This window comes from Povalibacter uvarum, assembly GCF_014202975.1.
GTDB classification, from domain to species: Bacteria; Pseudomonadota; Gammaproteobacteria; order Steroidobacterales; family Steroidobacteraceae; genus Steroidobacter; species Steroidobacter uvarum.
On record NZ_JACHHZ010000003.1, the window covers coordinates 371,901 to 386,172 of the forward strand.

10 protein-coding genes are annotated in these 14,272 nt (G+C 62.9%); 9 read left to right on the top strand and 1 reads right to left on the bottom strand.

Annotated elements, in window-relative coordinates:
• The first annotated feature begins 8 nt into the window (after positions 1 to 8).
• From HNQ60_RS13035 to HNQ60_RS13075, 9 genes are all read left to right on the top strand, one after another.
• A complete protein-coding gene (locus tag HNQ60_RS13035; protein ID WP_184332437.1) occupies positions 9 to 1,019 on the top strand; it encodes a dipeptide epimerase in 1,011 nt (336 codons plus the stop codon).
• On the top strand, positions 1,016 to 2,176 hold the full coding sequence (locus HNQ60_RS13040; protein WP_221304181.1) for a dipeptidase: 1,161 nt from the start codon (positions 1,016 to 1,018) through the stop codon (positions 2,174 to 2,176). The genes HNQ60_RS13035 and HNQ60_RS13040 overlap by 4 nt, the downstream gene beginning before the upstream one ends.
• A 51-nt stretch (positions 2,177 to 2,227) precedes the next feature.
• Positions 2,228 to 4,483, top strand: coding sequence for a TonB-dependent receptor (locus tag HNQ60_RS13045; RefSeq protein WP_184332439.1), 2,256 nt, complete (start codon positions 2,228 to 2,230; stop codon positions 4,481 to 4,483).
• A 144-nt stretch (positions 4,484 to 4,627) separates the two neighbouring features.
• Entirely contained in the window at positions 4,628 to 5,686 is a 1,059-nt protein-coding gene (locus tag HNQ60_RS13050) for a DUF1611 domain-containing protein (protein WP_221304182.1), read from the top strand.
• A gap of 5 nt (positions 5,687 to 5,691) precedes the next feature.
• A complete protein-coding gene (locus tag HNQ60_RS13055) occupies positions 5,692 to 7,458 on the top strand; it encodes a CocE/NonD family hydrolase (RefSeq protein ID WP_184332443.1) in 1,767 nt (588 codons plus the stop codon).
• Position 7,459: 1 nt separating this feature from the next.
• Complete coding sequence (locus tag HNQ60_RS13060) at positions 7,460 to 8,554, top strand: YkvI family membrane protein (protein ID WP_184332445.1); 1,095 nt, start codon at positions 7,460 to 7,462, stop codon at positions 8,552 to 8,554.
• On the top strand, positions 8,551 to 9,861 hold the full coding sequence (locus tag HNQ60_RS13065) for a peptide MFS transporter (protein WP_184332447.1): 1,311 nt from the start codon (positions 8,551 to 8,553) through the stop codon (positions 9,859 to 9,861). Before HNQ60_RS13060 ends, HNQ60_RS13065 begins: the two co-directional genes overlap by 4 nt.
• 12 nt (positions 9,862 to 9,873) lie before the next feature.
• The gene (locus tag HNQ60_RS13070) at positions 9,874 to 10,200 is read left to right on the top strand and encodes a hypothetical protein (RefSeq protein ID WP_184332449.1); all 327 of its coding nucleotides are present in this window, start codon (positions 9,874 to 9,876) and stop codon (positions 10,198 to 10,200) included.
• Positions 10,197 to 11,762, top strand: coding sequence for a serine hydrolase (locus HNQ60_RS13075; protein ID WP_184332451.1), 1,566 nt, complete (start codon positions 10,197 to 10,199; stop codon positions 11,760 to 11,762). The genes HNQ60_RS13070 and HNQ60_RS13075 overlap by 4 nt, the downstream gene beginning before the upstream one ends.
• A gap of 163 nt (positions 11,763 to 11,925) precedes the next feature.
• Here the strand turns inward: HNQ60_RS13075 and fusA are convergent, their stop codons facing one another.
• The gene (gene fusA / locus HNQ60_RS13080; RefSeq protein ID WP_184332453.1) at positions 11,926 to 14,079 is read right to left on the bottom strand and encodes an elongation factor G; all 2,154 of its coding nucleotides are present in this window, start codon (positions 14,077 to 14,079) and stop codon (positions 11,926 to 11,928) included.
• Positions 14,080 to 14,272 lie beyond the last annotated feature (193 nt).

Here is a 14,272-nt window from a genome sequence, read left to right on the forward strand (position 1 = left end):
CGTGAGCCATGAGCGCGAGTCCGCCAATCGAACTGCAAGTGGATATCGAACGGCTGACGTTGAAAGCGCCGTTCAGGATCTCCGGTTACACGTTTACTGAAGTACCCGTCGCGGTGGTGACGCTGCGCCGTGGCGACAAGGTCGGCCGGGGCGAAGCAGCAGGCGTGTACTACCTCGAAGATACGCCTGACCGCATCGTCCAGACGATCGAGGCGCAGCGCTCCCGGATCGAGCGCGGCATCGATCGCGAACAGCTCCTGCGGTTGCTGCCGGCCGGAGGTGCTCGCAACGCAGTCGACTGCGCGCTGTGGGATCTGGAAGCGCGGGAAGCAGGGCGCCCTGTCTGGGAGCTGGCTGGTCTCGATCACATCGCTCCCCGCATCACGACGTTCACGCTGAGCGCGGACGATCCGCCCGCCGTCGCACAGGCCGCCATGGCATTGGGCCAGGTGCGCGCCATCAAGATGAAGCTCAACGGCGACCTTGCAACCGACATCGAGCGTGTGCGCGCTGTTCGCGAGGCACGCGCGGATGTGTGGCTCGGTGTCGATGCGAATCAGGGCCATACCAGGCAGAGCCTCGACAAGCTGCTGCCGGTGCTCGTCGACGCCCGGGTGCAACTGCTCGAACAGCCGCTGCCTCGGGGCCAGGAAGCTCAGCTCGAGGGTTTCGACAGCCCGATTCCCGTCGCCGCGGATGAAAGCGTGCAGGGACTGACGGATGTCGCCGGTCTCGTGGGCCGCTTCGATGTCGTGAACATCAAGCTCGACAAGTGCGGCGGACTCACCGAGGCACTGCAGATCGTGAACGAGGCGCGCAGCGCCGGACTGCAGGTCATGGTCGGCAATATGGTCGGCACCAGCCTGGCAATGGCACCGGCATTCGTCGTCGCGCAGTTGTGCGACTACGTCGATCTCGATGGACCGACGTTCCTCGCTCAGGACTGCCGCCCGAGCGTCCGCTACGACAGCGGCAGCATTCATTGCTCCGAGAACGTCTGGGGTGGAGGCAGGGCATGACTCTCGAGAAAACGTCGCGACCGAATCGAACGCGCCGCCGCCTGCTGCAGGCCGGAGTCGCCGGAGCACTGACGACCGGTCTGCCGATGATCAATCTCGGCAGCTACCAGGCCTTCGCCGATTCCGACAAACGCTATTCGGCGCGCGCGGTGAAGCTCGTGGAGCGCTCCGTCGTGATCGACATGCTCGGGCCGCTCAAGATCGACTTTCGTCCGGAAGCCTACGCGGGCCGTATCAGCGAGGCTGACGAGAAGGCGTTCCGCGCGTGCGGGATCACAGCGTTCCACAACGCCATCGGCACCGGTGGCCCGACTGCTGTCGAAGACACACTCGATTTCATCGCGGGCTGGCAGGGCTTCGCGGCCCGCAACTCGCATCTGTTCCTGCTCGTGAATTCCGTCGACGATCTCGACCGCGCAAAGGCGCAGCGCAAGATCGCCGTGATCACGGGCGTGCAGAACGCGGAGCACTTCCGTAACGCGGCGGACGTCAAGCGCTTCTACCATCTCGGCCAGCGCTGCGCGCAGCTCACGTACAACAGTCAGAACCTTCTCGGCAGCGGCAGCACCGAGCGTGTCGACGGCGGCATCAGCGATTTCGGCGTCGAGATCATCAACGCGATGAACGAGACGGGAATGCTGATCGATGTGTCGCATTCCGGCGATCGCACCACGCTCGATGCGATCGAGCTCTCGCCGCGACCCATCGCCATCACGCATTCGAATTGTCGCGCCCTCAACAATCATCCGCGCCTGAAGACGGACGAGGCGATCAGGAAGCTGGCCGCGAAGGGCGGCGTGATGGGCATCACCGGCGTGCGCATGTTCGTACGCGACCGTGAGCCGACGAACATCGACAACATCGTCGATCACATCGATCACGTGGCGAAGCTGGCCGGCATCGAGCACGTCGGCATCGGCACCGATTCCGATCTCCAGGGCTACGACGACATGCCCGCGGACCAGCTCAAGATGCTGCGCGAGAGCTACAAGGCCAGCTACGCGTTCCGCGAAAAGATCGACACGGATGGATTCGATCACCCGCGGAAGATTTTCGATCTGACCGAGGCGCTGATCCGGCGGGGCTACTCGGACGACAACATTACAGCCGTTCTTGGGGGCAACTTCCGCCGTCTGCTCGCTGCTACCTGGAAATGATCCTGCGCAGCGTCGCGGCCACTTATTCGATTACAACAGGGGAGAGCGACTATGAACGAGTTCAAGAGACTGTCGCAGAGAATCGCTCTAGGCGGTTCTGCGAGTGCACTGGCAATGATGATGGGGACGACGAACGTCCTTGCGGCTGACAGCACGACGATCGCCGAGATCGTCGTGACAGCGCAAAAGCGCACCGAGGCGCTGATCGATATTCCACAATCCATCACGGCCATCGATGGCGGCATCCTCGAGCGGCAGCAGGCAGCGAACTTCCAGGATTATCTGAAGCTCGTTCCCGGTCTGCAGCTGACCCAGGACACTCCGGGAGTGGGGCGTCTCGTCATGCGTGGCATCAACACGGGCGGTGTCGCATCGACCGTTGGTGTGTACGTGGACGAAACGCCGTTCGGTTCCAGCAGCGGCCTCGTCAACGGCGCCATTCTCGCGGGCGACTTCGATACCTTCGACATGCAGCGTGTCGAAGTGCTGCGCGGTCCGCAGGGCACGCTGTACGGCGCGAGCTCGCTCGGCGGTGTGCTCAAGTTCGTCACCAATCCACCGCAGACCCAGAGCTTCGAGGCGCGCATGCGCGTCGGCGCGGAAACCGTGGAGGACGGCGACACGGGCTACTCCGGCACCGGCATGGTGAACATCCCGCTTTCGGATTCGTTCGCGGTGCGCGGCGTGGGCTATTACCGCGAGCTGGGCGGATTCGTCGATTCGATCGGAACGGCAGGCTCGGACGTTGCCGACGACATCAACGGCTCCGAGAGCTACGGCGGCCGTGTGTCGGCACTGTATGCCCCGAGCGATGCGTTCTCGCTGCAGTTGACGGCGATCATGCAGAACATCAGGACCGATGCGTCCAGCAGCGTCGAGAGCGATCCGGAAACGCTCGACACCTTGTATGGCAGACTGTCGCAGTCGCAGTACGTTCCGGAGTTCCGCGACGTCGACTATCGCCTCTACAACGCGACGTTGGACTGGGATCTCGGCTTTGCGACCCTCACGTCCTCGACCAGCTACAACGAGTTCGACTCACCGTTCCGCAGCGACGTCACGTTGCTGCTCAGTGCCGCGGTCGAACCCATCTTCGGACCGAACGAAGGCATACAGAACCAGACGACCAAGTACGACAAGGTCACGCAGGAGCTGCGCCTCGCCTCGAACGAGAGCGATTCGTTCGAGTGGCTGGCGGGCGTCTACTACACGGAGGAGAAGGGCGACATCATTCAGCATATCGGCGTCGTGACGCCCGGAACGCTCGATGAGATTCCCATGCCGCCGCCGTTCGTGCCGCTGTTTGGCGATACCGTGGGCGATCTGTTGCTGCAATCGGAGTATGAGGAGATCGCTGCTTTCGTCAGCGGCACGATTCACTTCGGATCGCGGTTCGACCTGACGCTGGGTGGGCGCTACAGCGAGAACGATCAGAACGCGAGGCAGGATGGTGTCGGGCTGCTCGCAGGCGGCGCCGCGGGAGTGTCCTTCCCCGCTGTCGACTCGTCAGAGGACGTCTTCACGTACTCGGTTGCGCCGAAATTCAAGATCAACGAACACGCTTCGTTGTATGCCCGCGCGGCGACGGGGTTCCGTCCAGGCGGACCGAACGTGCTGCCGCCCGGTGCGCCGCCCGATGTTCCGACGGCCTACGAGTCGGACGAGCTGACGAGCTACGAAGTCGGACTGAAAGTGGAATCCGACGATCGCGCATACAGCCTCGATGTCGCGGTGTTCCACATCGACTGGGAAGATATCCAGGTGCTCGGGCAGGTGAACGACTTCGGCGTGAATCTCAACGGCGGCGACGCAACGAGCGAAGGTCTCGAGTTCACGGCCGTGGCGCACCTGAGCGACGCATTCCGTGTGTCGCTGAACGGCGCGTATACGGACGCTCAGCTCGAGGACGATACGCCCGAGCTGTCGGGCGGCCTGGAGGGCGACGCTCTGCCGTTCACGCCGGAATGGAGCCTGGGCCTGAACGCCGACTACGAGTGGTCGATCGGTGCGCAGTCGACGGCTTATGTTGGTGGCGCGCTTCGCTATCTGTCGGATCAAATCGGCAGCTACGATCTCGACTACCGCCTCGCGAACGGCCGTCAGCGTGAGATTCCGTCGTACGAAGTCCTGGATCTGCAGACGGGCGTGGATTTCGGTCGCTTCTCGATCGAGCTGTATGCCAAGAACGTCACGGACAGCGATGGTCGCACGTCGACGGGCGCGGTCGGCTCGGCTCCGAACGGCGCGATCGGTACCGGCGTGATCCGGCCGCGGACGATCGGATTGATGTTCGGCGTGGACTTCTGACGAAGTCCTTCAAGAAGAGGCGAATGCAGAGGAAGGAACACTGGCAGCGGTCACAACGTCGCGCAATCGTCGATGTGCCGCTGCCCGGAGTCATCTTTCGAGTCGCCCCTTGTCCCTGTCTCACCTGAATCCCGGAGTCCGATCGTGACGCTCACCGCGCCAGTGACCGCAGATGCGGCGATCCTGCACTTTCCTCAGCCCTATCTGCTGTTTCTCGGCGATGTGACTGAGCCGGGCTACGCCAAGACCGCCTTCGGTCTGCGCGACTGGGCCCGCGACCAGTGCGTCGGCGAACTGTCGTGCTCGCCGGATGCCGTCTCCGTCGGTCTGCCCCGATTCACGCCTGCAGAAGCGAAGGCTCGCGGCGCTCGATCCATGCTCATCGGTGTTGCTAACCAGGGCGGGCGCATCCTTGACAGCTGGCTGCCCTCGCTGATCGAGGCGCTCGAAGTCGGACTCGACCTCGTCAGCGGAATGCACACCAAGTTGTCCTCGACGCCCGCGTTGGTCGCGACAGCCGAGCGCTACAACCGCCGATTGATCGACATACGCACACCGCCTCGCGACATTCCTATCGCGAGCGGCCGCAAACGCACCGGCAAGCGGCTGCTCGCCGTCGGTACTGATTGTGCGCTCGGCAAGAAGTACACCGCGCTGGCGATCGCGAAGGCCCTGCGTCAACGCGGCGTCGCTGCTGACTTCAGAGCCACCGGCCAGACGGGCATCATGATCGCGGGCAGCGGCATGCCGATGGATGCGGTGATTTCCGATTTCGAAGCCGGCGCCGCTGAACTGCTGTCACCCGATGCAGCGCCCGATCACTGGGACATCATCGAAGGGCAGGGTTCGCTGTTCCACCCGGCGTACGCCGCGGTTTCGCTTGGGCTGCTGCATGGCAGCCAGCCCGATGTCATCGTGGTGTGTCATGAGCCGGGCCGCACGCACATGCTGGGACATTCTCACTATGAAGTGCCGAGCATCGAGGACGCGATCGACCTGAACCTGCGGCTCGGTCGCAGGACGAACCCTGCAGTCCGATGCGCCGGTGTCAGCCTCAATACATCCAAGCTGTCGCCTCTCGAGGCGGAGCGCCTGATCGCTGCAGAGAGTGCCCGATTGGGACTGCCGGTTGCGGATCCGATCCGCGGCGGCGAGCCGTTCGAGCGGCTCCTCGACGCCTGTCTCGCGGAGAAATCGAGGTAACTGTCATGCGCAGATCGGTCCGGTTCGCTTCGTTCGTGATGTCCTGCGCGGCATCGTTGTCGATCTGCGCGCACGCGGATGACGCCACGAAGATCGATCTGCAGTGGGGCGTGAAGATCCCGCTGCGCGATGGCGTGAAGCTGAATGCTACGGTGTACACGCCGAAGGATCAGAAGGCGCCGGCACCCTGCATATTCACTCTCACGCCCTACATCTCGCAGAGCTATCACGATCGCGGTGTCTACTTCGCGGCACGCGGTCTTCCGTTTCTGACCGTGGACGTCCGCGGGCGCGGCAACTCCGAAGGTAAGTTCAGTCCGCTCTTGCAGGAAGCGAAGGACGGGCACGACGTTGTCGAGTGGCTCGCGAAACAGCCGTACTGCAACGGCAAGGTCAGCATGTGGGGAGGCTCGTACGCCGGCTACAACCAGTGGGCGACAGCGAAGGAATTTCCGCCGCATCTCGCCACGATCGTGCCGGTCGCCTCACCGTACGCGGGTGTCGACTTTCCGATGCGCGGCAATATCACCTATCCCTACGTGATCCAGTGGCTCACGCTTACGAGCGGCAACGCGGCGCAGGACCGGATCTTCGGTGATGCGAAGTTCTGGGCGGCGAAGAATCGCCAGTGGTTCGAGTCGGGCGTGCCGTTCTCCGATCTCGACACGATCGCCGGCAACACTTCGACTGTGTTCCGCGAGTGGCTGGCTCATCCCCAGGTCGATGCCTACTGGGACAGCTACAACCCGACTTCAGAGCAATACGCAAAGCTGTCGATGCCGATCCTGACGATCACGGGCAGCTATGACGGCGATCAGCCCGGAGCGCTCGCGCACTATCGAGAGCATATGAAGCATGCGTCAGCGGAGGCGCGCGAAAATCACTACCTCGTCATCGGTCCGTGGGATCACGCGGGTACACGTACTCCCCAGGCCGCCTTCGGCGGGCTGACGTTCGGCCCTGCGAGCATGGTCGATCTCCCGCAACTGCACATCGACTGGTACGGCTGGACGATGCAGGGCGGCGCGAAGCCTTCGTTCCTCCAGAAGAATGTCGCTTACTACGTGATGGGTGCGGAGAAATGGCGCTACGCGGACTCGCTCGATGGAGTGACCAGCGAGGCGCGTCCCTTCTTCCTCGATTCGAACGGCGGTGCGTCGGATGTGCTGGCGGCGGGAGCGCTGCGGCTCTCGAAATCCAGCGGCAAGCCCGATCAGTACGTCTACGACCCGCGCGATGTGAGTATTGCGGACCTCGAGACCAGGATCGATCCGGAGCTGCTGACGGATCAGAGCCTGCTCTACGCACAAACTGGCAAGCAGCTCATTTATCACACACCTGCTTTCGACAAGGACACCGAGATCAGCGGCAGCTTCAGGCTCTCCGCCTGGATCTCGATCGATCAGCCAGACACCGACTTCGCCGTCAGCATCTACGAGGTAAAGGCTGACGGTTCGAGCATCCTGCTGACGACCGATCAGATGCGGGCTCGCTATCGGGAAAACTGGCGCGAGGCGAAGCTCGTCACGACGAAGGAGCCGCTGCGCTACGACTTCAACGGCTTCATGTTCGTGTCGCGACAGGTCGCGAAGGGGAGCCGGCTGCGGTTGCGGATCTCGCCGATGAACTCGATCTACAGCCAGAAGAACTACAACAGCGGCAAGAACGTGAGCGACGAGCGCATGCAGGACGCACGCCCGGTCACCGTCAGGCTGTATCACGACTCGAAGTATCCGAGCGCGCTCTACGTGCCGATCGGCCAGGCCGATTGACGTGAACGATTTCTTCAAGCGCTACCTGCTGCCGGGGTTCGTCTTCGAATCCGCGGTCATCGCGGGCGGTTATGCAACCGGGCGCGAGCTGGTCGAGTTCTTCCTTCCCGCCGGGCCGTGGGGAGGGTTGCTGGGCATGTTCGTCAGCATGCTCGTGTGGAGCGCCGTGCTGATGATCAGCTTCGAACTGGCCCGCATCGCACACGCGTACGACTATCGATCCTTCTTCAAGCTGCTGCTCGGCCGCGGCTGGTTCCTGTTCGAGATCGCATACTTCCTGCTGATCATCATCATTCTCGCGGTGATGGGGGCCGCGGCGGGGGAGATCACGCACGACCTGCTGGGGTTGCCGAAGATCGTCGGCTCGCTCGGGATGATCGTCGCCACGGGCGCGCTGCTCTTCTACAGCAGCAACTTCATCGAGAAGTTCCTGACGCTGTCGGTCGGCTATCTCTATCTCGTCTACATCGTGTTCGTGATCTGGAGCATCTTCGCCTTCGGTGATCGCATCGAGGCGAACTTTGCGTCCGTGCCAGTGGGGGATAACTGGTTCAAGGCTGGTGTCACCTATGCGGGCTACAACGTCGCGACGATTCCCGCGGTCCTTTTCTGTATCCGCCATCTCACGTGCAGGCGAGAGGCTTTCATTGCCGGCGCGTTGGGCGGCCCGCTGGGGATGCTGCCGGCGGTCGTCTTCTACATCGCGATGATGGGCTACTACCACGAGATCGGATCGGAAGCGCTGCCGTCGGCGTTCCTGCTCGCGAAGCTGCATGCGCCGTGGTTCGAATGGGCGTTCCAGCTCGCCGTGATGCTGACGCTCGTCGATACAGGCGTCGCGCTGCTGCATGCGATCAATGAGCGTGTCGCGAAAGTCTACGAGGAGCGCAACGCGCAGATGCCCAGGATTCTGCGGCCCGCGATCGCGATCTTCATCATGGTGGTGTCGGTGTACGCGGCAGCATCGATCGGGCTCATCGACCTGATCGCGAAAGGGTATGGAATCCTGACGTATGCGTTCATCGTGCTGATGGTCGTGCCGGTGCTGACTGTCGGCATCTGGCAGTTGCGCCGTCGTCGGACCGCGGCGGCATGAGTACCATCGTCCACGAAGGGGCAAGCGCGCTGAAGATCGCGAGCGCACCACGCGCGGAGTGGTTCGGACATCCGCGCGGCCTCACCATCCTGTTCCTCACGGAGATGTGGGAGAAGTTCTCGTACTTCGGAATGCGGGCGCTGCTCGTCTACTACATGACGAAGTCGCTCGCGATGCCGCAGTCGCAGGCGTCGTGGGTCTACGGCATCTACACGGCATTCGCGTACTTCACGCCGATCGTCGGCGGTCTCATCGCGGATCGATTCCTCGGTCGCCGCAGTGCCGTGATTCTCGGCGGATCGATCATGGCGCTCGGTCACTTCATGATGGCCTTCGAGAGTCTCTTCTATCCCGCGCTGGCAACGATCGCACTGGGGAATGGACTGTTCCTGCCGAGTCTGCCGAGCCAGGTGCTGACGCTCTATGACGCAAACGACCCACGACGCACTACCGCGTACAACATCTACTACGTCGGCATCAATCTCGGGGCGGTGCTGGCACCGTTCGTGTGCGGGACCCTCGGTGAGCTGTATGGCTGGCATTGGGGCTTCGGGGCGGCTGGCATCGGTATGTGCCTCGGCCTGCTGATCTACATCGGCGGCAGCCAGTACCTTCCAGAGAGTGTCCGCCAGGTTCAGACGAGGGAAGCCGCGTCGCAAGCGGAGCGCGATACGTTCATGAAGCGTCTTGGTCTGCTGATCGGCGTGGTCGCGATGGTCGTCGTCTTTCGCGGTGCGTACGAACAGATCGGCAACACCGTTGCATTGTGGGCGGACTCGTCAGTCGATCGCTCGGTCGGTCCTGGCTGGACGATTCCGGGAAGCTGGTTCCAGGCGCTGAATCCGTTGCTCGTATTCATGCTCACTCCCGTGCTGCTCGCGATCTGGCGTAAGCGTGGCAGGCCCACTGCGCCGGTGCGACGCATGGCGATCGGCGCATTCATCGTCGCGGCGGCGTACGTGCTGCTGGCGCTGGTTTCGCAGGCAGCGGGCGGCCTTCAGGCGCACTGGGTGTGGCTCGTGCTGTTCCTGATCGTCTACACCACTGGCGAGTTGTTCATCCTGCCGACGGGCCTCGCGCTGTTCGGCCAGCTCGCGCCGGCGACGCTGGCTGCAACCAGCATCGCCTTGTGGTTCTCCGCAAGCTTCGGCGGCAACTTGCTTGCCGGCGCGCTGGGCTCATGGTGGAGCCGGATGGATCACGCGACTTTTTTCCTGTCGATGGCGGGAGTCGCCGCGCTCGCTGCGTCTCTCCTGCTGCTCGTCGACCGTCCCGCGCGCAACGTGTTGCGCACTGACGCGACCTGATGCGAGTCCACGATGGTTCGCGACGTTTACGCAGCAGATGACGCAAGTCCGGCGGTCGCCGGAAACGGGCCTGTTCGTGCGAAGTATCGGGTGCTGATCGATCTCGATCCGACGGGCGTGAGTCGCGTCGTGCATCAGTTCGCGCTGTCGAATCTCGCCCCCACGGAAGTGCATTGTGTCCGCGTCGACGCGGACAGCATCGAAGTCGTCGCGTCGATGGAGGGGCTCTCGGTCGCCGTCGCGGAGTTCATCCGCCGCAAACTCTTACAACTCACGTGTGTCTTCGAGGCCGATTGCAGGATCGAGCCGCTCGACGCCGCACCCCAGGAGGTCGCATGAGATTTCTGGCTCTGATCGTTCTCTCGGCAGTTTCATCGCAGCTGCTGGCGGCTCCGCCTACGGACTTCGACGCCCGCGTCGAGAGTCTGCGGAACCGCATAGGCGTTCCTGGGATGGCGGTAGCGATCGTGGAGAACGGGGCGACGACGCTGGCGCGCGGCTACGGCGTCAACAGGATGGATGCGCCGGCGCGGGTCGATGCGGATACGATTTTCCCGACCGGCTCGACGGGCAAGGCGTTCACCGCCGCGGCGCTGGCTACGCTCGTCGACTCCGGCAAGATCGGCTGGGACGACAAGGTGATCGATCGCCTTCCCGGTTTTCAGATGTACGACGCATGGGTCACGCGCGAGATGACGATCCGCGATCTGCTGGTTCATCGCAGCGGCCTCGGCCTGGGTGCTGGCGATCTGCTGTTCGTTCCCCGCAGCAATCTTTCGCGGGCCGAGGCGGTGAAGCGGCTGCGCTACATCAAGCCGGCGACCAGCTTTCGCAGCGGCTATGCCTACGACAACGTGCTCTACATGGTTGCGGGACAGCTGATCGAGGCGGTGACCGGACAGACATGGGAAGACTATGTGCGTCAGCACGTCCTTCAGCCGGCGGGAATGACGCAGTCCACGAGCGACAACGACCGTCGCTTCGCCATTCCCAATCGCTCGTATCCGCATGCACGGGCGAGCAGCCGGGTGCGTGGCGTCGGCCCGTTACAGGTGCTCGATGAGCGCGATGAGTTGGGTCGAGCGGCTGCGCCAGCGGGCGGTCTCGCCGTCAGCGCGAACGACATGGCGAAGTGGCTCGCGATCCAGCTGAACGGCGGCAAGCTGCCGAACGGCGAGCCCCTGTTCAGTGAAGCGGCCCATGCCGAGATGTGGAAGCCCGTCGTGCTCACGCCGATTTCACCGCTTCCGCAGTCCCTGAAGCTCGCCGAGCCGATGTTCCAGTCGTACGCGTTGGGCTGGGGAGTGCGGGACTATCGTGGCGCAAAGGTGATTTCGCACGGCGGCGCGGTGCTGGGTTTCCAGACGATCGTGGCGCTCATCCCGGACAAGAAGGTCGGGTTCGCGATCGAAATCAACAGCGAGGACGGCGAGATCCTGCTCGGGCTGATGTACGAGCTGCTGGATCATTACCTGGGCTTCGGCTCGAACGAGTGGCCCGAGAAATACATTACATACAAGCAGGAGCGACTGGCGGGCGCGATGAAGGCGCTCGACGCCACGATGGCCAAGCCTGCCAAAGTCGGACCGTCTCTGCCGCTCGAGAGATACGCGGGAACGTACACCGATCCCTGGTACGGCAACATCGAAGTGGCGGTCAGCGGCAAGTCGCTCACGATCGACTTCAAGTCGACGCCGCGAATGGGCGGCCGCCTCGAACACTGGCAGTACGACAGCTTCATCACACGCTTCGATGACAAGACCATCGAACCCGCATACGTGACGTTCGGCATCAACGCGGATGGTCGGGTGGATCGGGTGACGATGAAGGCGGTGTCGCCGCTCGCGGATTTCAGCTACGACTATGCGGATCTGCTCTTTGCGCCGGCAGCGGGGAAGTAGGCAGGCCTTCATTCCCGCGAAAGCGGGAATCCATCTTGCGCACCGGATGGACTCCCGCTTTCGCGGGAGTGACGAGGCCCCAGAAACAAAAAGACCTCCGCAACTTTCGTCGCGGAGGTCTGATTCGATCGCCACTCGCGCGGCGTGAGCCGCGCGATCAGGATCAGGCAGCGGCCGTCTTGGCCTTCGCTGCTTCGGCGATGACCGTGTCGGCCACCATCTTCGGCACTGGATCGTAGTGCGAGAACTCCATCGTGTACGAAGCACGACCGCTGGTCATGCCGCGCAGATGGCCGATGTAGCCGAACATTTCCGACAGCGGCACCGTGGCCACGACAGCGATGTTCGTGCCGCGCTCGAGCTGCTCCTGGATCATGCCGCGACGGCGGTTGATGTCGCCGATGACGTCGCCGAGGTAGTCGGCAGGCGTCACGGTTTCGACACGCATCACCGGCTCGAGCAGGATCGGGTTGGCCTTGCGGATCGCTTCACGGAAGCAGGCCTTCGCCGCGATTTCGAACGTCAGGGCGTTCGAGTCGACGTCGTGGTAGCTGCCGTCCGTGAGGCGGGCCTTGAAGTCCACCGTCGGATAGTGCGCGAGCACGCCGTCTTCCTTCTGCATCTTGAGGCCCTTCTCGACCGACGGCACGTACTCGCGCGGCACCGAGCCGCCGACCGTTTCGTCTTCGAAGATGAAGCCCGAGCCGCGCTCCAGCGGTTCGAACGTGATCCACACTTCGGCGAACTGGCCTGAACCGCCGGTCTGCTTCTTGTGGATGTACTGTTCGGAGATCGGCTTCGTGAAGGTCTCGCGGTACGCGACCTGCGGCTGACCCATGATGCCTTCGACGTTGAATTCCGTGCGCATGCGATCGAGCGTCACTTCGAGGTGGAGCTCGCCCATGCCGCGCAGAATCGTCTGGCCCGTTTCGCGATCCGTTTCGAGGTGCAGCGACGGATCGGCGCGAACCATCTTGCCGAGCGCTGCGCCGAACTTCTCCTGTTCAGCCTTGTTCTTGGGCTTCACGGAGACGCTGATGACGGGGTCCGGGAAGCGCATGCGCTCCAGGATCACCGGGTTTGCCGAGTCGCAAAGCGTATCGCCGGTTTCGGTTTCCGCGAGGGAGACCAGCGCGATGATGTCACCGGCGCGGGCTTCTTCGATCGCGTTCGCTTCCTTCGCGAACATTTCGACCATGCGGCCGATCTTCTCGCGCTTGCCGCGAGTCGTGTTCTGGACCGATGCGCCCTTGGTCAATACGCCGGAGTACACACGGCAGAACGTGAGTGCGCCGTACGCGTCGTTGATGACCTTGAATGCGAGCGCCGAGAACGGTTCGTCATCGGAGCAGATACGCTCGCCGACCGGGTTGCCGTCTTCGTCCATCGTCTTGATGGCAGCGACGTCGGTCGGGGCCGGCAGATAGTCGACGACGGCATCGAGAACCTGGGTGACGCCCTTGTTCTTGTACGAAGAGCCGCACAGCACCGGGTTGAATGCGCCCGAGATCGTGCCCTTGCGCAGGCACTTGCGCAGCACGTCAGCCGAAGGCTCGGTGCCGTCGTTCAGATAGGCTTCCATCGCGGCATCGTCCTGCTCGAGGCAGGTGTCGACGAGTTCCGAACGGTACTTCGCGATCTGCGCGAGGATGGCGCGATCGCTCGGCACCGTGATGTTGAGCTTGTCGGCGATGTCGGCAGTGATGTCGATCTTGGCCGGCTCGGCGTCCTTGTCATCCGAATCCCATACCAGGGCCTGCATCTCGACCAGGTCGATCATGCCCTTGAAGTTGTCTTCGGAGCCGATCGGCAGTTGCACCGGCAGCGGGCGCGAGCCGAGGCGCTTCTTGATCATGTCCACGCAGCGCAGGAAGTTCGCACCGCTGCGATCCATCTTGTTCACGTAGCACATACGCGGCACGCCGTAGTTGTCGGCGAGACGCCAGTTCGTTTCCGACTGCGGCTCCACGCCGGCCACGCCGTCGAACACGACGACAGCGCCGTCGAGGACGCGCAGCGAGCGGTTCACTTCGATCGTGAAGTCGACGTGTCCCGGAGTGTCGATGACGTTGATCTTCTTCTTGCGCCAGAACGTCGACACGGCGGCCGACTGAATCGTGATGCCGCGCTTCTGTTCCTGTTCGAGGTAGTCGGTCGTCGTCGAGGACTTCAGGTCCTTCGTGTCGTGCACGTCGACGATCGTGTGCTTGCGACCGGTGTAGTACAGGATGCGTTCCGTCGTCGTGGTCTTGCCGGCGTCGACGTGGGCGATGATGCCGATGTTGCGAATGTCAGATAGGGGTGTAGTACGGGGCATGGCGGTTTCCGTGGCGATTCCAAAACTAAAGCGAAGCCGTTCTCCGGCTCATAAATGGCCGGGGAGAATAGGGGCCAACCCTGTGAATACCAATGAGGTTTTTGCTGGAATTCTCAGGAAAAGCGGCCCGGGTCACACCTGCCGCTTCGGCAAAGGCGGCGCATTCTAGCGGAATTTGTATTGCAGTGAGGGT